Here is a 22676-nt window from a genome sequence, read left to right on the forward strand (position 1 = left end):
CAAAAACTGCGATCCGTAAGATCTTGAAAGCCGCGTAATCGTCCGGTTTCGTACTAATCGAGATTCCGGGGAGCATCATCGGCAGACGTTCTCCACGCAGCGAGGTTGCTTGGCGAATCAAGTTTTCCCGGGTCAGTTGGTCGCCGCACCCGGAGGGGCCGGTGATTGAAATCCAGAATGCGGGACACTTTAGTCAGCAAGATACACCAGGCACCCTGATTGCATTGATCGAGCTGCTCATTCAAACCACCAGGTGGTTCTGCCCGCCGAGCGAGCTCGAGGTTCACGGTTTGAGGGTCTCTGACCAATTCCTATTAGTTTGATAAAGGAATTCACGCGCGGACGGCGAAGGGCATCGATGAAATCGACGTCGTGGCCAACACTCGGCGTGAGTGGACTCACTAATTCCTGAAGAATTATGACGCTACGCGAGATCCGGGCCTGATGACGCGCGGCAGCAGATTTGCCTCGCCCCCCGGCGTCAGATGACCATCAATGCTTGCAAGTTCTAAAAAAGAACGGTAGATTTTCTGGAAAGACGGCCGACGCAACGGTCGCAATGTGTCGCCTTCCCGCAGATTCTCGGCGTCGCCTCGGCATGACACGGGCGAGCAGGCGGTGACGCAAGCCAAGCGCAACGCGGCACCCGAACGGGTGCGCGCATCAGGGAGGATGCCAATGTTGGCGAAATGGAAGTGTCTTGCTGCTCTGGCTTTGCTTTGGAGCACTCCGGCATTGGCGGCTGACGAGCCGGGGGTGACTGCGACCGAGATCAAGATCGGCGGGGTGTTTCCGTTCAGCGGACCGGCATCATCGATCGGTCTCGTGGGCAAGGGGCTGATCGGCTACATTCAACTGCTGAACGACCGCGGCGGCATTAACGGGCGCAAGGTCAACTACATCGCCTATGACGACGCGTATAGCCCGCCCAAAGCGGTGGAGCACGTCCGCAAGCTCGTCGAGAGCGATGAAGTGGCGTTCATGTTCGGTCAGCTCGGCACGCCCGGCATTTCGGCGACGGCAAAATATCTGAAGGCGAAAGGCATACCCAGCATCGCAATCATCAGTGGATCATCCAAATTCACCGATGTCGCCAGTCACCCGCTGACCACGACGGGTCTTGTCAGCTACGACACCGAAGGAAAAATCTACGCCAAGTATCTGACCAAGACGCTGCCGAATGCGAAGTATGCGGTCCTCTACCAGAATGACGATCTCGGCAAAGACTATCTCAATGCCTTCAAGTCGTTTCTCGGCAACGAGTTCGATCGAAGGGTCGTGAGCGCGTCCTATGAGGTGTCCGAGCCGACCGTCGATTCACAGATCACCAATCTGAAGAGCTCCGGTGCCGAAGCGCTGATGATCGCAGGAACACCGAAGTTTGCCGCCCAAGCGATCCGGCAAGCCGCCGTGATCGGCTGGAAGCCGACCATCATCATCAACTTTCCGTCCGGCTCGGTTGGAGGCACGCTCGCGCCGGCCGGTCTCGACAAATCGGTCGGCGTGATCGTCGGGACGATCAACAAGGATGTCGTGGATCCAGTGTGGAAAGACGATCCTGGGATGCAAGCTTACCGTGCGTTCCTCGACAAATACTTGCCGGGCGTCGATATCACCAACGGCAGCTATCTGACCGGCTATCAGCAGGGCATTCTGCTCGAGCAGATCCTGAAGCAATGCGGGAATGATCTGTCCCGCAAGAACGTTCTGGCGCAAGCCAAGAACCTCAAGGATTTCGTCGTCCCGACCGCGCTGCCGGGAATCAAGGTCAACACCAGCGAGACCGAGAACATGATCTGGACGCAGATGCGTCTGCAGCGATGGACAGGCGTCACCTGGGAAGCGTTCGGGGACGTGCTGGACGCCAGGTCCGAATGAGCGTGCAGCAGGCAATGGGGCGGACGCGTCAATAACTGGGTCGGCCGTCGACGCTTGGCACGACAGGGTGCACGTAGCGTGCGGGATCGGCTCTCCAGCAATTTCAGGAGATCACTTCGATGTCGACGACAGCACTGACGTTTGCGCCAAGGGAGCTCCGCATCGAGCGCCGCTCCGACGGCACGCTCGTATTGACTTCGCCCCTTGAATGGAAGCCCTGTGACTGGCGCATCACCGATTTTCTGCCACGCTGGGCAGACACCGTTCCGGACAGGGTTTTCCTCGCGCAGCGCGATGCGAAGGGCGGATGGGACGAGATCACCTATGGCGAGGCATGGTCGCAGGTTCAGGCGGTGGGCCAAAGCCTGATCGATATGGGCGCCAAGCCGGCCGACAAGCTGGCGATCCTGTCAGGAAACTCGATCGAGAACGCTGTGATTTCGTTTGCGGCGATGTCGATCGGGATCATCTTGGCGCCGATATCGCCGAACTACACGCTGATGCCGGGTGGGCTCGCTCGTCTCAAAGATGTCGCTGAAGTGCTGCGGCCGAATTTCGTGTTCGTTCAAAGCGGACGCGACTTCTCCGCTGGCCGCTCCATTCCTGAATTGGCGGCCGCCACCTGGATCAGCGTCGACGGCGCGCCGGACACGGTGCCTTTCCGCGCCCTGCTTGACAGAGCCGGGAATGAGGGATTTGCCGAGGCCTCACGTGCAGTTTCATGCGACGATGTTGCGAAGATTCTCTTCACGTCCGGTTCGACGGGCTTTCCGAAGGGTGTTCTCAACACCCACCGAATGATGGCAAGCTCCCTGCAAATGGGCAGTCTGCTGGTGTCACCTCCGGCGACGCCGATCCAGGTGGAGTGGCTGCCCTGGCACCACACGATGGGCAGCAACGTCATCCTCCACAGCATCCTCAAGAACGGCGGAACGCTCTATATCGACGATGGGCGGCCGATGCCAAACCTGTTTCACAAGACGCTTGCCAATCTCAGGGAGATTTCACCGACCGCGATGTTCAACGTGCCTGCCGGCTATAATCTGCTCTGCGACGCAATCGAGAAGGACCCCGAGCTTGGCGCCAGCGTGTTCAAGCGAATGGATCGCCTGAGCTACGCGGGAGCTGCAATCTCGCAAGGCACGCTCGAGAAGCTATATCGGTTGACGTCATCTATCACCGGACGGCCGATTCCGGTGATGTCGGGTTACGGCACGACCGAAACCGCGCCGACGATCAGTACGACCCATTGGGCGACCGACCGGCCGGGGGAGATTGGCCTTCCCGCGCCGGGGCTTCAGCTCAAGTTGATTCCGGTCTCGGATACTTACGAGGTCCGGGTCAAGGGACCCAACGTCACGCCCGGTTATCTCGGCCGGCCGGATTTGACGGAAAGGGCCTTCGATGAAGAAGGCTTCTACCGGATCGGCGATACGGTCTCGTTTATGGATCAGGAGAAGCCAGAGCTGGGGCTGCGCTTCACCGGGCGGATCTCCGAGAATTTCAAGCTCGCGAACGGCACCTGGGTCTCGATCGGAAATATGCGCGCGGCGATCCTGGCTGTGACGCGCGGAGTCCTGCTGGACATTGTCGTTGCCGGCGAAAATCGCGAGGCGTGCGCACTGCTGTGCTGGCTAAACCCCACTGAGGCAGCCCGGATCGCGACGGCTCCAGCCGGCGATCTGACGTGCGATCCTCTCGTCATTCAGTTCCTGAGGGATCGCTTTCGGGATTACAATGAGATCGTCGGAAGCAGCGAAAGGATCTGCTCTTTCATTGTACTGAAAGATCCGCCATCCATGGCGACCGGAGAGATCACCGACAAGGCCTACGTCAACCAGCGCGCTGTGCTGAAAGTCCGCTCTGAGCAGGTTGAACGCCTTTACACGAACGAACAAGGTGGGGATGTGGTTCGGGTGTAAGAGCGAGATTGCCTTGCCCGGTCGTCACGGACACCTCCCGTTGATCAGATCGCGCGAGCCCGTACTCCGAGCGCTGTCGTCGCTTCCGCGAGACCTCGCTGCTCCCGTCTCAAGCGGCCCGGGAACGCGCCTTGGTCTTCGAGGCCGCGCGCGCCTGTTCCGCCGGGGTGCTACGGGCGCCCGGGCCCGGGTGAGTATGAACCTCCTTGGCCGAAAGCGGCTCGCCGCATTCGGAGCACACCATGACCGGGTCGAAGTCCTTGCCGCATTTGCGGTGTTGGTGCAGCAAGGGCCGGCCGCGCTCGTCGACCATGTGGGTATCGCCCCAATGCACGATCGCCATCATGATCGGATACAGATCGAGGCCCTTTTGGGTCAGGATATATTCGTGACGCTTGGGGGATTCCTGGTAGGGAATGCGGCGCAGGATGCCTTGCCGCACCAGCTTTTTCAGCCGTTCGGCAAGCAGGTGGCGCGTTATTCCGAGCGCCGACTGGAATCCCTCGAAGCGGCGCGTGCGCAGAAAGCATTCGCGCAAGATCAGAAGAGTCCAGCGATCGCCAATGACGCCGATGGTTCGGGCCATCGAACAAGGCTCTTCCTCGAGTTCTTTCCACCTCATTCACACACTCCAGTAGCCCCCGGCGCGTGTCGCGAATCGTCACGGAAGCCGCCGCAGCCTTCTTGCATTCTAGATAGGTACTAAATTCCAAACAATACCCTCCCAAACCAGAGAAATCAGCCAGGTTTCGGCGTGTTTGACAGTTCTATTTTAGAACTATAATGTCGAGCGGACTGGCGCTCCGATGCCAGGACCCGTCTACGCTCCCGGAGGACGCCGACATGACCCTGAAGGTTGAATTCCAGTTCGATTTCGGCAGCCCCAACGCCTATTTGGCGGAAGTGGCCATCCCGGGCATCGAGCAGCGCACCGGCGTCAAGTTCGCTTACGTTCCGGTTCTGCTCGGCGGCATCTACAAGGCGACGGGCAACATGTCGCCGTTCGACTCGCTTCGCGGGGTCAAGAACAAGCCCGAATACCAGGCACTGGAGACCCAGCGGTTCATCCGTCGCCACAACGTCACCAAGTTTCGTCCAAATCCGTTCTTCCCGGTCAACACGCTGATGTTGATGCGCGGCGCCGTCGCGGCCCAGTTCGAGGGCATGTTCGAGCCCTATTTCCGTGCCGCCTATCATCATATGTGGGAAGAGCCCAAGAAGATGGATGATCCGGAGATTTTCCGGAGCGCATTTGCCGCTTCGGGAATCGATATCGGCCGGTTGGTTGCGCGTGCGCAGCAGGATGACGTCAAGAAGCGGCTGATCGATCTGACCAACGACGCCGTCAGCCGGGGCGCGTTCGGCTCGCCGACCTTCTTCGTTGGCAAGGAAATGTTCTTCGGCAAGGACCAACTCCGCGACGTCGAGGAGTCGATCGTCGAACAGACCAATCAGCCAGTTTCCAGGACGGCCTGATGGCGCCACCTTTCCGGGTTGAGTAGGGACGCCGACAACAAGACCAGAGGGAGAATGCCCATGCCAGGCCCGTTGAACGGTGTTCGTGTGCTCGATCTGACCGGCGTGGTGTCGGGCCCGTTTGCGACCATGTTTCTGGCCGATCAGGGCGCCGACGTGCTGAAGATCGAGCCGATCGGCGGTGATATCACCCGCCGCAGCCGCGCCACCATCGACAAGGATGGCGAGTTCTCCGCGCTCTTCATCTCATCAAATCGCGGCAAGCGTTCGCTGTCGATCGACGTCAAAAGCCCGTCCGGACGCGAGGTGCTCGCCCGGCTGGTCGCGCAGGCCGACGTACTGGTGCAGAATTTCAGGCCTGGCACCATGGAGCGCCTCGGTCTCGGCGTCGAGGAATTGCGCCGGCGCCATCCGCGCCTGATCTACGTCTCGATCAGCGGCGTTGGAGAGACCGGCCCGTATGTCAAGAAGCGGGTCTATGATCCCATCATTCAGGGTCTGTCCGGCTTTGCCGATATCCAGTCGCAGCCGGTCACGAACCGTCCCCAGATGATCCGTACCATCGTATGCGACAAGACGACGGCGGTGTTCACCGCGCAGGCGGTGGCGGCGGCGCTCTATGCGCGTGAGAAGACCGGGCAAGGCGACCATATCCAGGTTGCGATGCTGGATGCGATGATCTCGTATCTCTGGCCGGAAGGCATGATGCAGTACACGGTGGTCGGCGCCGAGGCCGCCGCCGCCGATCCGAATGACCGGCCGGATCTCGTGTTCAAAACCAGCGACGGCTATATCACCGCGGGCACCATCTCCGATTCCGAATGGCAGGGTTTCTGCCGAGCCTCCGGCGATCCCGAACTCGCCAAGGATCCGCGCTTTGCGACCCCGGCGGCGCGTTCGGTCAATGCCACCGCGCGGATCAACAAGATGGCGGAATACATCGGCCGGCATACCACGGCCGAATGGCTCGAGCGCCTGGACGCTGCGGACGTGCCTTGTGCGCCGATCCTGCGCAGGAGCGAGATTATTCACAATGAGCAGGTGGTCGCGCGCGGTATCATTGCCGAATTCGATCAGCCGAGGGTCGGCCGGGTGCGGCAGCCGAAGCCGGCGGCCCGCTTCGAGGTCAACCAGGCCGCGATCGGCGGACCGGCTCCGAGGGTCGGCGAACATTCGCGCGAGGTGCTGCGCGAGCTGGGTTACGATGACGACGCGATCGACAAGATGATTGCCGAGCGCAGCCTGCGCGTTGCCCTATGAGATAAGCGTTTGCGGCAGGTGGTCGTCGTCAGGCCCTCGTCGGTGCGGCCGCAGGAGGCGTTGCCGTAGCATTCGCCGCGACCGCGCGCTGATAAGCCTCTCGCCGCTGGATACGATCTAGATAGGGCACCGCGTTCTCGCAAATGCCGACTCCGTAGGCGATGGCCCAGTCGAGGCAGGTTGTCAGCAGGATGTCCGCGCTGCTGAAACGGTCTCCCATGAGAAACTGACGGTCGTCGGCAAGGGCGACTTCAACATGCCGCAACTGGCCGCGGAAATATTCCGCCGCTTGAGCAACGACCTCGGGCGCAACGCCATAGATGTGCCCCAGTGCGTCCGCGCGGTGGCGGCGCATGACGTAGAGGCTCGTGGAATCCAGCTCTGCCACGATAAAAAAGCACCATTCGAGCCATGCGGCATAGTCGCGGGGAGCTTCCGGTATCAACGATCGTTCCGGCGTGGAATACATGCGCGACAGATAGGCGACGATCGCGGCGCTTTCGCCGATACAGAAGTCCCCGTCCTGCAGCAGCGGGATCTTCTGGCGAGGATTGAGCCTAGTATATTCGGCGGTCTTGGTTTCCCCCGTCCGCGGCCCGATCGGCCTGATCGTGTAGGACAGGCCAAGTTCGTGCATGGCCCAGTGCGCGCGAATGGTGCGGCTCGTGCCGGCGCCCCACAGCGTGAGATCGGGCGTTGCGCTCATCACCACTTCTCCACAGACGGGCGAAGATCGAGTTCGTGGGTCCAGCCGTCGCGGCTCTGCTTGTGGGTGAACCAGTACGCGTCGGCAATTGAGGACGTCTTCGTCAGGCTGTCCGGCAGGATCTCGCTTGCCTCGATCCCCTTTGCCGCCTTCATCCGCTGATGGATGGCCTCGCTATCCACGCCGGCGTCGATGATGAGATGGACGACGTGGATGTTCTTTGGTCCAAGCTCGCGCGCCATGGCCTGGGCGACCGCGCGGAGGCCGAATTTCGCCGACGCAAACGCGGCAAACCCTGGGCCGCCGCGGATGCTGGCGGTTGCGCCGGTGAAGAAGATGGTGCCGCGTCTGCGCGGCAGCATCACGCGCGCAGCCTCGCGTCCGACGAGGAATCCAGCGTAGCAGGCGAGCTCCCAGGCCTTGAAGAACAGCTTCTCCGTGGTGTCCAGCAGCGGCTTGTTGACGTTCGACCCGGCATTGAAGAGGCAGACCTCGATCGGTCCGATACTGCTTTCGACCTCGGCAAAGACCTTCTGAACTTCGACTTCCCGACGCGCATCGACGCTGAAGGCGTGGATGCGATGGCCTGCGGCGGTCAGTTCGTCGACGAGCTTCTGGGATTTGGCAGCGTCGCGCCTGCAGATGCAAACCGTATAACCGCCATTGGCAAAACGCCGCGCGACGGCAGCGCCAATCGCATCGCCTGCGCCCACCAGGATCGCCACGCCGTGACTCTCCACCATGTTCGCTCCCCGTTTAAGTTCTTAATTGGTACCTTCAGATAATCCAATTCTTCGGCATTGTAAACGAACATCGGCGCAATTGACAGGAGACTTGTCGCTAAGCGCGAAACCCAGGTTTCGGAAATTAGCGATTGACGAGTTCTAAAAAAGAACGTTAACTCCAAACAAGCGGCGGCAGGACCGGCGCAGATCATTCGGGAGGCGACAGTGGCGGCTCTTCTAGGCGCGGTCGATACCGCGAGCAGCCGGATAATCATGGTCCACGCATGCCGCATCGGGCCCGGCGCCGCGGAGCCGGCCGAGTAGCTTCAACAGATCCAACCCAACCGGGAGACGACCCGTGCAGAAGAGAAACGCAACCGTGGCCGTGATCGGAGCCGGGGACTACATCGGCAGCGAAATTGCCAAGAAGTTCGCCTCGGAGGGCTTCACCGTGTTTGCCGGGCGCCGGAACGGAGCGAAGCTCGAGCCTTTGGTCAACGAGATCGAGAAAGCCGGCGGCGAAATTCACGCGCGCTCGCTCGATGCGCGCAAGGAGGAGGAGATCATCTCCTTCCTGGGAGATGCCGACAAGCACGCGCCGCTTGAGGTCTGTATCTTCAACATCGGCGCCAACGTCAATTTCCCCATCCTGGAAACCACCGAACGCGTCTTCCGCAAGGTCTGGGAGATGGCCTGCTATTCCGGCTTTCTCGCCGGTCGCGAAGCCGCGCGGCTGATGCTGCCCCGCGGCAAGGGCAACATCTTCTTCACCGGAGCAACTGCGAGCTTGCGCGGTGGGATCGGCTATGCGGCCTTCGCCAGCGCCAAGTTCGGCCTGCGCGCGGTGGCGCAGGCGATGGCGCGCGAGTTGGGTCCGAAGAACATCCACGTCGCGCATCTCATCATCGATTCCGGCGTCGACACGGAATGGGTGCGCCAGCGCCGCATCGAGGCACTCGGTCCGAACGCCCTCGATAATCCCGATCTGTTGATGCCGCCGTCGTCGGTCGCGGAATCCTACTGGCAGCTCTATCGGCAGCCGCGCAGCGCCTGGACGTTCGAGCTCGAGATCCGCCCGTTCGGTGAGAAGTGGTAGCGGAGCCTGTTGCGATGGAGCTCAATCTTACCGGCGAGGATGCCGCATTCCGCGATGAAGTGCGTGCCTTCATCGCCGAGAACTATCCGGCGGAAATGCGCGTTCCCAATCCCGAAACCGACCTGACCAAGGAGCAGTCGCTGCTCTGGCACCGAATTCTCCACAAGAAGGGCTGGATCGCTCCGCTCTGGCCCAAGGAGTATGGCGGCCCGGGCTGGTCGATCACGCAGCGCTTCATTTTTGAGCAGGAGACGTCACGTGCCGGGACGCTGCCGCCGCTCGCGTTCAGCGTCACCATGGTTGGCCCCGTCATCTACACCTTCGGCAGCGAGGCTCAGAAGAAGAAATTTCTGCCGCGCATTCTCTCCGGCGACGACTGGTGGTGCCAGGGTTATTCGGAGCCGGGCGCCGGGTCGGACCTCGCGACCGTCAGGACCAAGGCGGTGCGCGAGGGCGACCACTACATCGTCAACGGGCACAAGACCTGGACCACGTTGGCGCAACACGCCGACTGGATCTTCTGCCTGGTGCGGACCGATCCGAGCGCCAAGCCGCAATCGGGAATCTCCTTCCTGCTCGTCGATATGAAGTCGCCGGGCGTGACGGTGCGGCCGATCATCACGATCGACGGCAGCCACGAGGTCAATGACGTCTTCCTAGAAAACGTTCGCGTGCCGGTCGAGAACCTCGTCGGCGAGGAGAACAAGGGCTGGACCTACGCCAAATTCCTGCTCGGCAACGAGCGGACCAGCATGGCCGGCATCGGGCGCTCGACCCGCTACATCCAGAAGCTGAAGCAGATCGTGAAGGCCGAGATACCGGCCGACGATCCGGCGCATATCGAGTTTCTTCGGGACATCGCCCGCATTGAGCTCGATGTGCTGGCTCTGGAGGCAACCGAACTGCGTGTGGTCGCCCAGATGGCGCGCGGCATCGACCCCGGGCCGGCGGCATCGTTGTTCAAGATCCGCGGCACAGAAATCTTCCAAGACATCACCGAGCTTATGCATCGCGCGATCGGCAACTACGGCCTTGCGATCCGCGAACATCCCGCCAGCGCCAACCACTTCATGCCGGGTCCCGATTACGGTCATACCGCCTCGGAGAAATACCTGAACGCGCGCAAGCTCAGCATCTACGGCGGATCGAACGAGATCCAGCGAAACATCATCGCCAAAGCAGTGCTCGGCCTTTAGGCGGCGCATCGGGAGGATCGGATGGACATCCAGTTCACGGAAGAGCAGGAGCTGCTGCGATCGAGCGTCCAACGCCTGCTGCGCGAGCAATACGATTTCGACACACGCCGCAAGATCGTGGCGAGCGAGGAAGGCTTCAGCCGCAAGCACTGGGAAGCCTTCGCGGAGCTTGGCCTCTTGGCTGCGCCGTTATCCGAGGAGGCGGGCGGTCTCGGCGGCGGTCCACTGTCGACCATGATCATCATGCAGGAGTTTGGCCGGCACCTCGTCGTCGAGCCCTTCGTCGAGACGGTGGCGCTGGCCGGCAGCCTGATCGAACATTTGGGCACGCCCGAGCAGAAGCAGGACTTCGTGCCTGGCATCATCGACGGCAGCAAGGTGTGGGCGCTGGCCTGGACGGAGAAGACGTCCCGCTTCGATTTTGCCAATGTCACGACGACGGCGCGGCGCGAGGGGAGCGACTACGTTCTGAGCGGCGAGAAGACCATGGTGATCGCCGCGCCCTGGGCGGATTATCTGATTATCTCGGCGCGAACCTCCGGCGATGACCGCGACCGCGGCGGTGTCGGCCTGTTCGTGGTCGACCGCCGCGCGGCCGGCGTCGGTCTTCAAAGCTTCAAGACGATCGACGGCCGGCGCGCCGCCGAGATTGGCCTGCGCGACGCCCGCGGGCAACTGCTGGGAAACGAAGGCGAGGGCGTTGCCGCACTGGAAGCCTGCCGCGACCGTGCCATCGGCGCGCTCTGCGCTGAGGCGGTGGGCGCCATTGGCGAGCTGAATTCTGTAACACTGGAATATTCCAAGACCCGCAAGCAGTTCGGCACCACGATCGGTTCATTCCAGGTGCTGCAGCATCGGATGGTGGACATGTTCATCGCGCATCAGGAGGCGCTGTCTCTGATGCAACATCTCAACCTCAGCCTGAGTGACGGCGATGGCGGGCTCTCGCGACTCGCCTCCGGCGCCAAGTCGAAGATCGGTTATGCCGGCAAGTTCGTCGCCGACCAGGCGGTGCAGCTTCATGGCGGTATGGGAATGACCGACGAGCTGAACGTCGGACACTATTTCAAGCGAATCTCCTCCATCAACATCCAGTTCGGCGATCCCGCATTCCACGTGCTGCGCTACGCGCAGCTCGACGCGGCCGCCTAAGCAGAGAGGCAAGCATGACGACTGAAGCAGTCATCGTTTCCACCGCAAGAACAGCCGTCGGCAAAGCCTATCGCGGCGCACTCAACAACACGGACGGCCCGACCATGGCGGGCCACGTGATGGCCGAAGCAGTGAAGCGTGCGGGCATCGCGCCCGGCGAAGTGGAAGATGTGGTGATGGGCTGCGCCATGCAGCAGGGCACCATGGTGATGAACGTGGCGCGCAAGGGTGCGATCCGCGCCGGTCTGCCCGTCACCGTCGCCGGCACCACCATCGACCGGCAATGCGCGTCGGGCCTGCAGGCCATCGCCGTTGCCGCGCGCTCGGTGATATCAGATGGGGTCGAGGTCGCCATCGGCGGCGGGATCGAATCGATCAGCCTCGTGCAGAATGAACACATGAACAAATTTCACGCCGTAGACGATGAGTTAATGGCGATGAAGCCCGAAATGTACATGTCCATGCTCGAAACCGCCGAGGTCGTCGCCGAGCGCTACAAGATCGATCGCGACAAGCAGGATGAATACAGCCTCGAATGCCAGCGGCGCGTCGGCGCCGCTTTGCAGGCCGGCCGGTTCAACGACGAGATCGTGCCGATCACCACCAAAATGGCCGTGGTCGACAAGGACACCAAGCAGGTGAGCTATCAGCAGGTGACGCTGTCGCAGGACGAGGGGCCGCGTCCCGATACGACCGCGGAGGGCCTCGCCAAGATCAAGCCGGTGTTCGAGGGCAAGACCATCAGCGCGGGCAACGCCAGCCAGCTCTCGGACGGTGCGTCGGCCTGCGTGATCATGAGCGACAAGATCGCGGCCAGGAAGGGCCTCAAGCCGCTCGGCATCTTCCGCGGCTTCGTCGCCGCCGGCGTCGAGCCGGACGAGATGGGCGTCGGCCCGGTCGCCGCGATCCCGCGGTTGTTGCAGCGGCACAATCTCAAGATCGACGACATCGATCTCTGGGAGCTCAACGAGGCCTACGCGGTGCAGGTGATCTATTGCCGTGACAAGCTCGGCATCGATCCTGACAAGCTCAACGTCAATGGCGGCTCGATCGCGATCGGTCACCCCTACGGCATGACCGGTTCGCGCCTCACCGGGCATCTGCTGATCGAGGGCCGGCGGCGCAAGGCGAAATACGGCGTGGTGACCATGTGCATCGGTGGTGGCATGGGCGCCGCCGGCCTGTTTGAAATCATCCATTGATCGGAAAAGGCGGGAGCTCATCGTGAAGACAGCGATCACTGAACTGTTCGGTATCGAGCATCCGATCATCCAGGGCGGAATGCATTATGTGGGGTTCGCCGAGCTCGCGGCGGCGGTATCGAACGCCGGCGGACTCGGCATCATCACGGGCCTGACCCAACGGACGCCCGAACTGCTGGCTAAGGAGATCGCGCGCTGTCGCGACATGACGGACAAGCCGTTCGGCGTGAACCTGACGTTCCTGCCGACCTTCAGCGCGCCGCCCTATCCGGAATACATCGCTGCGATCAGGGAGGGCGGAGTCAGGATCGTCGAAACGGCCGGACGCAGCCCCGAGCAGTACATGCCGGCCCTCAAGGCGGGTGGCATCAAGGTGATCCACAAATGCACCTCGGTCCGGCACTCACTGAAGGCTGAGCAGATCGGCTGCGATGCCGTCAGCGTCGACGGATTCGAGTGCGGTGGTCATCCCGGCGAGGATGACATGCCAAACATGATCCTGCTGCCGCGTGCGGCCGAGGAACTGAAGATCCCGTTCGTTGCCTCCGGCGGCATGGCCGACGCGCGCAGCCTGGTTGCCGCGCTGGCGATGGGCGCGGCAGGAATGAACATGGGCACCCGCTTCATCGCCACGAAGGAAGCGCCGGTGCACGATAACGTCAAGAATGCGCTGGTCGCGGCGTCGGAGCTCGACACCAGGCTGGTCATGCGGGCGCTCCGCAATACCGAGCGGGTCCTGAACAACAAGGGCGTCGAGCATCTGCTCGAGATCGAGCGCGACAAGGGCAAGAGCCTCAAGATCGACGACATCCATGATCAGGTCGCGGGCGTCTATCCCAAGGTGATGATCGACGGCGACATGGACGCGGGCGCCTGGAGCTGCGGGATGGTCGTCGGACTCATTCACGACATTCCGACCGTGAAGGAACTGATCGACCGCATCATAGCGGATGCCGAGCGACTGATCAGGGAAAGGCTGACGGGATTCCTCGACGCCGACAGCGAGGCCGCCCTGAAGGTCGCGTGAGGCCGCGAGAGAAGTCTTCAGCGCCAACGTCGAAAGATAACGCTGGCGTTGACGCCGCCGAATCCGAATCCGTTGGAGATCGCATGCTCCATGGACATGCGCCTTGCCTCGCGGGCCACGATGTCGACGCCTTCGGCCGCTGTATCGGCATTGTCGAGATTGAGCGTGGGCGGCGCCACCTGGTCCCTCAGCGCGAGGATCGTGAAGATGGCTGCGGCACCCCCGGCCGCGCCGAGCCGATGGCCCGTTGTCGATTTGGTGGCGCTCACGGCGATCTTTCCGTCGCGGCCGAACACGGCTTTGATTGCTTCCAGCTCGGAGACGTCGCCGACCGGAGTCGAGGTGGAATGAGCGTTGAGGTGCTGGACGTCACCGGGCTTGAGGCCGGCCTGCCGCAGCGCGCCTTCCATAGCGCGGCGCGCACCGTCGCCATCCTCCGGTCCGGTGGTGATGTGGTAGGCGTCGGCCGTCGTGCCATAGCCGACGATTTCGGCAAGCGGCTTGGCATCGCGCCGGATCGCATGCCCCAGCTCTTCGATCACGAGGATGCCGGCGGAGGCTGTAGTGTGTCTGACGCCCCTCTTGCCGATCTCGAACTAGTCCGGCCTGTTTGAGAACGCCAAGATGCTTCGAGACAGCCGGTTGAGAGACGTTGAATTTCGCAGTCAGCGCCGTCACGGCCACTCCTTGCGAACAAGGTCGCCAACGCTTCGTCAGCGAGAGCTCGTGGTGGTCGGCGCAATGGTCGGCTTCCGCTGCCGACCGTGTCGGAAGTCGAAGTATCGCTTGACGGACGAAAGGTCGCCTCGCCGAAGATCGTCAGCTACGATCAATTAAGGCAAGCGCCATCCATATTTGTACCTTTTGACAGTTCCGGTCCGTCACGTCACCATTTGTGAGCTTTCAGGATATTGTCCATCTGGTCTGAAGCGAGGAAGCTGAGGTTGCGACGCTTCAGGGTTCCCCGGAGAGACCAGATGAACATCCACAAGAACGCGCCTCTGACGCCGAAAGGTCGAGAGGCGATGGTGCGGAGCGTGATCGAGGGCGGTCTGACGCAGGCGGCAGCCGCACTCCAATTCAATGTCACGGCGAAGACGGTCGCCAAATGGGTCGAGCGCTTCCGCGCAGAAGGCGTCGATGGTTTGCAGGATCGGTCCTCGCGGCCGCATTCCTTGCCAAGCCAAACCCCGGCAGCCACATGCGCCGCGGTCGAGACGTTCCGCCGGCAGCGCCGCACCGGCAAGCAGATCGCGCTCGAAGTTGGGATCTCGCCAGCAACCGTCAGCCGGATCCTGCGCCGGCTCGGTCCGAATGCCTAAACCGTGTCGACGGTTCGCATCCATGCCAACGTTGAGGCTGCATTAAGCCGCGGCGAAAACCTGTAACCAAGGACCACGACGCAAGGCGTCGGTTTTGCTGCGATGGTTCGAGCCTCCCTGCTTAGCGATGATGTTGGGAGATGAAGCGGTGACAAGCCGCGCGCCCAGGGGAGGGGACGAGAGATACTGCTTCTCCACGAATCCTATCATGAGGTCGCGCACTGCCGTGGCAGCAGGCGTGAGCGGTTCCTTTGCCAACCACAGCACCGATGCTGTCAACTCGATCGCCGGATCAATCCGGACGGCGGACACATCGGTGTGGCCCGGCACGTCGGAGAAGTCTCCCTTGGGCAGGATGGCCCCGCCGATATCGGCTTCAACGGCCTGGAGTGCCGTAGACATGACGTCCGCTTCAGCGGCGAGATGAGGAGCGAAGCACGCCTCGGAGAAGGTTCGATCTAGCTTGCTGCGCACCACGTTCGGTGCTGTCGGCAAGATGAGTGGCAGATTCTTGAGCTCCTGCAACGACACGGTCGTCGGGTTGCCGGGCAGCGGCGTTTTGCGGACCAGATAGCACGCTTGGCGAAACATCGGCTGGCGTGCAAACACTGCTGAGAGATCGTCTTCGAAAGCGCACGCCAGATGCAGTGCGTGCGCCTCGAGCCGCGCTCTCAGTGACGCACCATCTGCCACAGAACAGCGCAAGGTCACCTTGGGAAGCGCTGCCCTACACGCTTCGAAGAACGGTCCGAGCAGCGTTGCAGCCAGCGTGCACGATGCTCCAACGCTGACGGTGCCCTCGATTTCCGGCCCGTTGGCCCGCACCAGTTCGGAAAGCTGATTGACGCGGCCGAGGATCGAGACAGCTTCGCGGTAGAGGATGTCGCCCGCCGGCGTCGGCCGGGTGCCGCGGGGCCCCCGGTGCAGCAATGGCACGCCAAGGTCGAGCTCCAGCTCGGCGATCTGCTGGCTCAATGCGGGTTGAGCGATATGTACGATGGATGCAGCGCGCGAGAAGCTGCCTGTTTCGACAATGCGGGCGAAGTAATGCAGGTGACGCAGCTTGACTGGCATGGGAGATGCCCCTGTTTTTGAGCCGCCCATTAAGCGGCCTAATTCAACGATTGTGCCGTCTTATAGTAATGCGTTACACACTTAAGTAACGCGGTACTGATCGTCAAGAGGCTTATGCGCGTTATGCGCGAACTCCGCCGCCGGGAATCTCGATCGGGCATGCCTTGGCGACCGACTACTGACGGGATTCATAGGTGGATCAATGATTTGCGCGATCTGGCCACGAGCCGGCCTGACGTCTTAGTAGTGCGTCACTTAAATGTGTAGCACGTGACTGTGATGCGCTACACGCCACTTGATGCCTATCGTGGTGCGGGACGGCCCGAAGCGGCCTATGTGCTGCTGCGCCGATGCCTCGAGGCGGCCGACCGCGCCGGCTTTGAGACACGTCGGGCCGAAAGCCGCGCCCGCCGCAAGCTGCGCGGATTCGGATTCGCCAACTACTTGGAAGCCAATGGTGGTCTCACCGTTGCGCGGATGATAGAGCCCGACAATCAGCCGGTGGAAGCGGCACGGCTCGCATTCGGCGAAGACGGCGCGCTCGACTCACCATCGGTACGCAGTCCAATGGTCAATGGTCAAGACCACGCGCTGCCACTGGTCCGGTATGCTGCGGCCAGCCTGGGACTGACGCAGGACAAGATCGGCGTTCGGTAGGGTGACACGGCCGTACTCGACCGCGGCGGAGGAACTGGTGGCTCGAAGTCGCTGCTCACGTCCTCGCGAGCGCTGGAGTGGACGATCCTCGATGTCGTCGAGCGCGGTCGCAAAGTGCTGGCGCGTGATTGGAATGCAGCAGCGCATGACGTCCATTTCGAATCGGGGATATTCTCTCTGCCGGGCACTAATCGCGCCATGAGCGTCGCCGAAATCGCCGCTTCTTTCCCCGGCGCGTTGGACGGCGAATCGCGTGGCGTTCTCACACGTGGCAGCTATGCGAATGGCTGCCACGCCTGCGAAGTGGAGAATGACCGAGAGACCGGCACGGTCCACGTCGTGGCTTACACTGCTATGGACGTTTCGGCGCGGTGCTGGACGAGCCCTCGGTGCGCGGCCGGGTAGTGGGTGCCGTGACGCAAGGGGTCGGCCAGGCGCTATTCGAGGAGGTCGTCTATGATTGAACGACCGGCCAGATCGCTTCTGGATCGCTAATGGATTACGCGCTGCCTCATGCCGGCGATACTCCCGGCCTGTGCTGGATCGACAACGGCCTTCGCTGGCGCACCAACATCTTCGGCGCAAAGCGCTGCGGCGAGGCGGGGGCGAGCGCCGCGCCGCCGACCCTGATGAACGCCATCGCGGATGCGCCATCCGCCTATCCTGCGGCGGACGCCTTGCAGATGCAGGCACGCGCGGCGGACATCTGGCGGATCATCCAAACAAGCGCCACCTGAACGGCTCGTGCACAGGTGGCGAAGCATTGATGTAGAACAATCAGGATGACACATCGATGGTGTACGCGCCTTGATTGCCCGCAGTTCAGAGAGGCGGTCGGGCGGTCCGGGACATCAGGGCTTTCCTGAAGAGGGGCTGCCACTCCATGATATGGCTGGTAATGAGGGAGGCGATGGCCTTCGTTTCACCCTTGACGGCCAGGTTGATGAGCTCATAGTGCTCTTTCACCGACGCGCGCTGCCGTTCCTCTCCCTCGGCCGTATCGATTCCGAACAGGCGCATTTCGTCCCGCAAGCCCATGATCATCTTGGTGAGCCGGGGATTGCCTGCGCGCGCAACCAACGCCTCGTGAAAGGCGCGATCGGTTTCGAGATAGCTCCCGACGTCCCGCGCCTTGACGGCAGTGGCGACGGCATCGGCAAGCTTTTTCAACTCCTCCGGGTCCTTCAGCCGCCGCTTCGCGACGCTGACCACGGCGAAGCGCTCCAGCAACTCGCGCATTTCGAACAGGTTCTCGAGATCCTCGAGCGAGGAGGCTTGCACCTTGAAGCCCCGGTTGCGCATCGGAACGATCATGCCCCGGTTGCTGAGTTCAAGCAGAGCTTCCCGAACCGGCGTCGTGGAGACGCCAAGCTCGTTCGCCAGACTTGGGACCGAATACATGGTCCCGGGTCCGCTCCGTCCCGAGACGATATCCGATCGAACGCGCTCCAAGACCCTGTCTCGAAGGCTCGCGACCGGTTTCTGATTGTCCGTCTGCGGCAAAGTTGGTTCCCGAAGTTGCATGATTCTGCTCTTGGCCTCCATTTTTGCCACATGTTCCGGCACGTCGCGCGTTACCAAGCCGCATGATACGCGACTGTAACGCGCTACTTATGTAATGGGTTGCAGGGAGAAATCAATGGCCTCTCGATCCCAATGCGCGGGCAGGCGTCCCCATGAAGGCGAACACCTGCTGCTGGTCCGATCAGTGGCCGCCACCACCGTGGTCGTCGGCGAAGTCGATGCCGGCCTGAGTCTCTTCGATCGCCTGCCGCACAAGCTCCATTGCTCTTTCGCGATGACCGCCCTTGTTGGCCGTGGATTCGCGCAACGATCCGAGCGCCTGATGGAGCGATCCGAGCGCACGCTCCATATTGCCCTGGTAGGCATCGGCGGATTTGACACCGGCGCCGAGCAGGCCGAGCGCCGCCACGCCTGTGGCTGCCGTCGCCGCAAAGCCGCGACGTGTGATTTTAGAATCGAACATGGTCCTTCCTTTCTAAGGTCTCTCGCACAGCGAAGCCTGCATCGAAAAAGCAGAGCTCACGCTGCACGGCACTTCACTCGCCGGAAGCAAGTCTTGAAACAAATACGGACTGAATATGCGGTCATAGCTGATGCCGATAGCAGCGGTAAGCCATCCGATGACGCAGGCTACTTCCCTCATGGCAACGATGGTTGTCGGCGGTTCGTGCAACGCCTAACGGTTGGTGAGGCGAAGGCCTTGTTGACGCACCGCGCGGCCTTTCTGGCTTGACGACGTCAACGAAGCAGACGTCTAATCTCTTGATCTCACGTCTCAAGATTAGCGGGCCGCCATGGTGAAGCCCGCGTCAAACGGCTCACGCAACCGCAGCTATAGTTTGCGCCGATACCTGCATAGTGAAGCCGTATTTGTTTTTGATTTGCGCGTGGATCATTTCGTCGCCCGGTTAGCGGGCGACGCTCACCCGGGGCTTCCTCATTCTGAAATCCGGGCCGTCATCCAGGCAACCCGAACGGCAAAAGAGAGAGCTTCCCGAGACAAAGTCATGTCAAACCAATTACCTGTCCGAACCCGAAGTGAAGCGCTTGCATCCCACATCCTGCCGGTCTCGGCCACGATGATCGGCGTCTGCGCGACGTTGATCGGATTAGTCAAGCTTGCGGAAGGGAAGCTTGGCCCGTCGCATGTCGATGAATATGCGGCGCTTACTGCCGTGACTTTCCTGGTCAGCGCGCTGACGTCCTATCTTTCAATTCGATTCTCGGACCGGCCGAGGCTGAGTGCCCGAATCGAGCAGATTGCCGATCTGATTTTCCTCATCGGCCTGGTCGGCATCACCCTCGTTGCAACGTTGTTTGCTTATGAGGTGATCTGAACCAGCGCTGAGGCGAAGCGCCCTCATCACAAGACGAATGCGCAGCGATGCAATCTTACGTTGATATTCCGATAGTAAGTTCATGGAGAGAGACAATGTATCGGACTTCGGTGCGGCTGATCGGCGCGGTGGTTTGCGCAGCGGCGCTTGCGCTATCCGCGGTCGCGGCCAGCGCCCAAACACCATTCTATGACGCTTCCGCGCGCGAGATCGCAGGCCCGCCCGGCACGCTGATCCGCTCCGAGCCCATGGGCTTTGCGCCCGCTGGCGCACAGGCTTATCGCGTCCTCTATCGCTCGATCGGCATGCATGGCGAACCCATTGCGGTCTCCGGCATGATCGTCGTGCCGCCAGGACCGGCGCCGGCAGGCGGGCGGCCGATCGTCGCGTGGGCGCATCCGACCACGGGCGTCGTGCCGCATTGCGCGCCGTCGCTTGCCATCTTTGTCTTCCAGCAGATGGCCGGCTTGCGCCAGCTAATCGAGCGCGGCGCCGTGGTCGCTGCCTCCGACTATCCCGGCCTGGGAACGCCAGGGCCGCATCCGTATCTGGTGGGCGACAGCGAGGCTCGCGCCGTCATCGATTCGGTGCGGGTCGCGCGCAACATGCCGGGTGTTGGCGGCGGCAACCGCTTTGCCGTTTGGGGGCATTCCCAGGGCGGGCAAGCCACGCTCTATACCGGACTGATCGCCAAGACCTACGCGCCGGAGCTCAATCTGGTTGGCGTCGCCGCGGCTGCGCCCGCGACCTCGCTGGTGACGCTGATGGGCGACGATTTCAAGACTTCGGGCGGCAAGAACCTGACCGCCATGACGCTGTGGTCCTGGACGCGTGTCTACCACGCACCGATCGACAAGGTCGTGTTGCCGGAGGCAGTGCCGACGGTCGACCGCCTTGCCAACGAATGCAATGAGTCGATCTTCGACATTCTCGCCCGCCGCCGCACGGAAAGGCCGCTCGAGCAGCACTTTCTCTCGGTGCCGAACATCGCGACTGTCGAACCCTGGCGTTCACTTGCCCTCCAAAACTCGCCCGGCGTGGTGCCGCCGCGGATTCCGCTGTTTCTCGCCCAGGGCACCACGGACGACATCGTCCGTCCCGAGGTGACACGGACCTATATGCAGCGGCAATGCAAGGCGGGCGGCAAAGTCACCATGAAGTGGCTGCCGGGCGTCGGCCACGGCTTTGCCGCCGCCGACAGCGCCGACGCCGCGGTCGGCTGGATGATGGATCGCTTCGCCGGCGTGCCCGCTCCCAGCGATTGCGGCAGCACGGCCGCCGGCAGCCTCGGCGCCGAGAGCGCGGCTCGGTAAGGGGAGAGGAAGATGTCGCGCCTCGTCATCGACTTGTTGCGGCCCTATCGCGGGTGGGTGGTGATCGTGTTTGTCACCTTGCTGATCCAGATCGGGACCAGTCTGGCCGCGCCGTGGCCGCTGAAGCTCGTGATCGACGATGCGCTCGGAAACCATCACTTGCCGCATTGGCTGGAATGGGCGCACGAATATGCCGGCTTCGGCAAGCATACGCTTGGTGTCGCGCTGTTTGCCGGGGTGGCAACACTTGCGATCGCCATCGTCGGAGCGATCGCCGGCTACTTCGACAATTACTATACGACCAGCGTCGGCCAATGGGTCGCCAACGACCTGCGCCTTCGCATCTATGAGCACCTGCACCGCCTCTCGCTCCGTTACTACGACCACGCCAAGATCGGTGCGCTGGTGTCCACCATCACCAACGATGTCTCCACCATCCAGGATTTCGCCTCATCATCGACGCTCGATATCATCATTGATCTCCTCACCATCCTCTTCATGGTGGGACTCATGTGGTGGATGGACTGGGATTTCACGCTGATCGCTATCGCGTTCACCCCGGTCCTTTTGGTGTTCGTCTTCCACTTCAAGAGGGCTGTGAAGGAAGCAACTCGTGCGGTGCGCATCCGTCAAAGCGGGGTCCTGTCGATCGTGCAGAGTGGATTGGGGTCGATGCGCGTCACCAAGGCGTTCGGACGCCAGGACCTTGAGCTCGCGCATCTGGAAGCGGCGAGCCAGGCCACCGTCGCCGCGGCCCTTCGTGCGCGCAAAATCAAGTCGCTGATGTCGCCCGTGGTGAGCATCGTCGTCGCGTTCTGTACGGCGATCGTGCTTTGGAAGGGAACCTCGCTGATCATCGCGGGAACGATGACCGCCGGCGCGCTCACGGTCTACCTCGCTTATCTGAAACAGTTCTTCAAGCCGGTGAAGGACCTCGCAAGCATGACCAGCGCCGTGGCGCAGACTGCGGTCGCGCTGGAGCGGATCCAGACGATCCTTTCGGCCGACGAGGTCATCAAGGAGCGACCGGGCGCGATCGATCCCGGCCGGGTCAAGGGAGCGGTCCGCTTCGACCGTGTCTCCTTCGGCTATGACAGGGATAGCCCGGTGCTGCACGAAGTGTCGTTCGCCATCAAGCCCGGCCAAATGGTCGGAATTGTCGGTCCGACCGGCTCCGGCAAGTCGACGGTGCTGAGCCTCTTGCCGCGCTTTTATGACCCCTGGCTTGGGCGCGTGCTGATCGATGGCGTCGACGTTGCCGACTACAAGGTCGCAGCGCTGCGGGCCCGGATCGGCTTCGTGCTGCAGGACGCAATGCTGTTTCGCGGCACCGTCCGCGAAAATATCGCCTATGGCCGGCCCGAAGCGACGGAAGATGAGATCATTGCCGCGGCGAAAGTTGCCAACGCGCACGAGTTCATCAGCCGAATGACGCTCGGCTACGATTCCCCTGTAGGCGAGCGCGGCGAGACGCTGTCGGGCGGCCAGCGCCAGCGCATTGCGATTGCGCGCGCGGTCATCCGCAACAGCCCGATCCTGGTGCTGGACGAGCCGACGGCTTCGCTCGACACCGAATCTGAACATCTGGTGATCGAGGCGCTGCGGCGCCTGATGAAAGGCCGCACCGTCATCATGATCGCGCATCGGCTCAGCACGCTGGTCGATGCCGACAAGATCATCGTGCTCAAGGACGGCGTCGTCGTGGAGGAGGGGACGCATGCGGCCTTGATCGCTCGCGGCGGCGCCTTCGCCGAACTGCATCGCATCCAATACCAGCCAGCGCCACGCATCTCCGACGCGGCATGAATA

22 protein-coding genes and 3 pseudogenes are annotated in these 22676 nt (G+C 62.0%); 17 read left to right on the forward strand and 8 right to left on the reverse strand.

Annotated elements, in window-relative coordinates; translation table 11 throughout:
- The first annotated feature begins 678 nt into the window (after positions 1-678).
- Both P6U25_RS05230 and P6U25_RS05235 read left to right on the forward strand, forming a co-directional pair.
- Positions 679-1878, forward strand: a complete 1200-nt coding sequence (locus P6U25_RS05230) for an ABC transporter substrate-binding protein (RefSeq protein ID WP_407150410.1) — start codon at positions 679-681, stop codon at positions 1876-1878.
- A 119-nt stretch (positions 1879-1997) separates the two neighbouring features.
- Positions 1998-3800, forward strand: coding sequence for an AMP-binding protein (locus P6U25_RS05235; RefSeq protein WP_407150411.1), 1803 nt, complete (start codon positions 1998-2000; stop codon positions 3798-3800).
- A 109-nt stretch (positions 3801-3909) separates the two neighbouring features.
- On the opposite strand, the gene P6U25_RS05240 is transcribed toward P6U25_RS05235, so the two are convergent.
- A complete protein-coding gene (locus tag P6U25_RS05240) occupies positions 3910-4422 on the reverse strand; it encodes a winged helix-turn-helix transcriptional regulator (RefSeq protein WP_407150413.1) in 513 nt (170 codons plus the stop codon).
- A gap of 221 nt (positions 4423-4643) precedes the next feature.
- Here P6U25_RS05240 and P6U25_RS05245 point away from each other — a divergent pair, with 221 nt between their 5' ends.
- Together P6U25_RS05245 and P6U25_RS05250 are read left to right on the forward strand one after the other, a co-directional pair.
- The gene (locus P6U25_RS05245; protein ID WP_407150414.1) at positions 4644-5276 is read left to right on the forward strand and encodes a 2-hydroxychromene-2-carboxylate isomerase; all 633 of its coding nucleotides are present in this window, start codon (positions 4644-4646) and stop codon (positions 5274-5276) included.
- Between the two features lie 60 nt (positions 5277-5336).
- Positions 5337-6536 carry a CaiB/BaiF CoA transferase family protein gene (locus tag P6U25_RS05250; RefSeq protein ID WP_407150415.1) on the forward strand — a complete coding sequence of 400 codons (1200 nt, stop codon included), beginning with the start codon at positions 5337-5339 and terminating at the stop codon, positions 6534-6536.
- Between the two features lie 28 nt (positions 6537-6564).
- Here P6U25_RS05250 and P6U25_RS05255 read toward each other — a convergent pair whose 3' ends face one another.
- On the reverse strand, positions 6565-7242 hold the full coding sequence (locus tag P6U25_RS05255) for a glutathione S-transferase family protein (protein WP_407150416.1): 678 nt from the start codon (positions 7240-7242) through the stop codon (positions 6565-6567).
- Positions 7242-7985 (reverse strand): SDR family NAD(P)-dependent oxidoreductase, encoded by a 744-nt coding sequence (locus P6U25_RS05260; protein WP_407150417.1) that lies wholly within the window; start codon positions 7983-7985, stop codon positions 7242-7244. The genes P6U25_RS05255 and P6U25_RS05260 overlap by 1 nt, the downstream gene beginning before the upstream one ends.
- Before the next feature lie 340 nt (positions 7986-8325).
- On the opposite strand from P6U25_RS05260, the gene P6U25_RS05265 reads away from it, so the two are divergent.
- The 5 genes from P6U25_RS05265 to P6U25_RS05285 are packed head-to-tail and all read left to right on the forward strand — an operon-like array spanning position 8326 to position 13640.
- Complete coding sequence (locus P6U25_RS05265; protein WP_407150418.1) at positions 8326-9063, forward strand: SDR family oxidoreductase; 738 nt, start codon at positions 8326-8328, stop codon at positions 9061-9063.
- 14 nt (positions 9064-9077) lie between these two features.
- On the forward strand, positions 9078-10259 hold the full coding sequence (locus tag P6U25_RS05270; protein ID WP_407150420.1) for an acyl-CoA dehydrogenase family protein: 1182 nt from the start codon (positions 9078-9080) through the stop codon (positions 10257-10259).
- A gap of 21 nt (positions 10260-10280) precedes the next feature.
- Entirely contained in the window at positions 10281-11411 is a 1131-nt protein-coding gene (locus P6U25_RS05275) for an acyl-CoA dehydrogenase family protein (RefSeq protein WP_407150422.1), read from the forward strand.
- Positions 11412-11425: 14 nt separating this feature from the next.
- Positions 11426-12613, forward strand: a complete 1188-nt coding sequence (locus P6U25_RS05280; RefSeq protein WP_407150423.1) for an acetyl-CoA C-acyltransferase — start codon at positions 11426-11428, stop codon at positions 12611-12613.
- A gap of 22 nt (positions 12614-12635) precedes the next feature.
- On the forward strand, positions 12636-13640 hold the full coding sequence (locus P6U25_RS05285; RefSeq protein WP_407150424.1) for an NAD(P)H-dependent flavin oxidoreductase: 1005 nt from the start codon (positions 12636-12638) through the stop codon (positions 13638-13640).
- Between the two features lie 17 nt (positions 13641-13657).
- Here the strand turns inward: P6U25_RS05285 and P6U25_RS05290 are convergent.
- Both P6U25_RS05290 and P6U25_RS05295 read right to left on the reverse strand, forming a co-directional pair.
- Positions 13658-14194, reverse strand: a pseudogene (locus P6U25_RS05290) (beta-ketoacyl-ACP synthase II); the annotation flags it as partial.
- 4 nt (positions 14195-14198) lie between these two features.
- Positions 14199-14321: pseudogene (locus P6U25_RS05295) on the reverse strand (ArsR/SmtB family transcription factor); the annotation flags it as partial.
- A 296-nt stretch (positions 14322-14617) separates the two neighbouring features.
- Between P6U25_RS05295 and P6U25_RS05300 the strand changes: the two are divergent.
- Positions 14618-14950 (forward strand): annotated as a pseudogene (locus tag P6U25_RS05300) (helix-turn-helix domain-containing protein); the annotation flags it as partial.
- Positions 14951-15004: 54 nt separating this feature from the next.
- Here the strand turns inward: P6U25_RS05300 and P6U25_RS05305 are convergent.
- Positions 15005-16036 (reverse strand): LysR substrate-binding domain-containing protein, encoded by a 1032-nt coding sequence (locus P6U25_RS05305; RefSeq protein ID WP_407150425.1) that lies wholly within the window; start codon positions 16034-16036, stop codon positions 15005-15007.
- 279 nt (positions 16037-16315) lie between these two features.
- Between P6U25_RS05305 and P6U25_RS05310 the strand changes: the two genes are divergently transcribed.
- The 4 genes from P6U25_RS05310 to P6U25_RS05325 are packed head-to-tail and all read left to right on the forward strand — an operon-like array spanning position 16316 to position 17430.
- A complete protein-coding gene (locus P6U25_RS05310; RefSeq protein WP_407150426.1) occupies positions 16316-16693 on the forward strand; it encodes a hypothetical protein in 378 nt (125 codons plus the stop codon).
- Between the two features lie 51 nt (positions 16694-16744).
- Positions 16745-17098 carry a molybdopterin cofactor-binding domain-containing protein gene (locus P6U25_RS05315; RefSeq protein WP_407152424.1) on the forward strand — a complete coding sequence of 118 codons (354 nt, stop codon included), beginning with the start codon at positions 16745-16747 and terminating at the stop codon, positions 17096-17098.
- A complete protein-coding gene (locus P6U25_RS05320) occupies positions 17098-17157 on the forward strand; it encodes a hypothetical protein (RefSeq protein ID WP_407152425.1) in 60 nt (19 codons plus the stop codon). The genes P6U25_RS05315 and P6U25_RS05320 overlap by 1 nt, the downstream gene beginning before the upstream one ends.
- 30 nt (positions 17158-17187) lie before the next feature.
- A complete protein-coding gene (locus P6U25_RS05325) occupies positions 17188-17430 on the forward strand; it encodes a hypothetical protein (RefSeq protein WP_407150427.1) in 243 nt (80 codons plus the stop codon).
- Between the two features lie 85 nt (positions 17431-17515).
- Here P6U25_RS05325 and P6U25_RS05330 read toward each other — a convergent pair whose 3' ends face one another.
- Both P6U25_RS05330 and P6U25_RS05335 read right to left on the reverse strand, forming a co-directional pair.
- The gene (locus P6U25_RS05330; protein WP_407150428.1) at positions 17516-18217 is read right to left on the reverse strand and encodes a GntR family transcriptional regulator; all 702 of its coding nucleotides are present in this window, start codon (positions 18215-18217) and stop codon (positions 17516-17518) included.
- A gap of 181 nt (positions 18218-18398) precedes the next feature.
- Complete coding sequence (locus P6U25_RS05335) at positions 18399-18680, reverse strand: hypothetical protein (RefSeq protein WP_407150429.1); 282 nt, start codon at positions 18678-18680, stop codon at positions 18399-18401.
- Positions 18681-19224: 544 nt separating this feature from the next.
- On the opposite strand from P6U25_RS05335, the gene P6U25_RS05340 reads away from it, so the two are divergent.
- The 3 genes from P6U25_RS05340 to P6U25_RS05350 all read left to right on the forward strand — a co-directional run bounded on the left by P6U25_RS05340 (position 19225) and on the right by P6U25_RS05350 (position 22673).
- Positions 19225-19554 carry a hypothetical protein gene (locus P6U25_RS05340; RefSeq protein ID WP_407152426.1) on the forward strand — a complete coding sequence of 110 codons (330 nt, stop codon included), beginning with the start codon at positions 19225-19227 and terminating at the stop codon, positions 19552-19554.
- A 95-nt stretch (positions 19555-19649) separates the two neighbouring features.
- Positions 19650-20867, forward strand: coding sequence for an alpha/beta fold hydrolase (locus P6U25_RS05345; protein WP_407150430.1), 1218 nt, complete (start codon positions 19650-19652; stop codon positions 20865-20867).
- Positions 20868-20879: 12 nt separating this feature from the next.
- Positions 20880-22673: an ABC transporter ATP-binding protein gene (locus tag P6U25_RS05350; RefSeq protein WP_407150431.1), complete on the forward strand. Its 1794-nt coding sequence runs from the start codon at positions 20880-20882 to the stop codon at positions 22671-22673.
- The last annotated feature ends 3 nt before the right edge of the window (positions 22674-22676 follow it).

It is taken from the genome of Bradyrhizobium sp. ORS 86, assembly GCF_045571475.1.
In the GTDB taxonomy this organism is placed as follows: domain Bacteria; phylum Pseudomonadota; class Alphaproteobacteria; order Rhizobiales; family Xanthobacteraceae; genus Bradyrhizobium.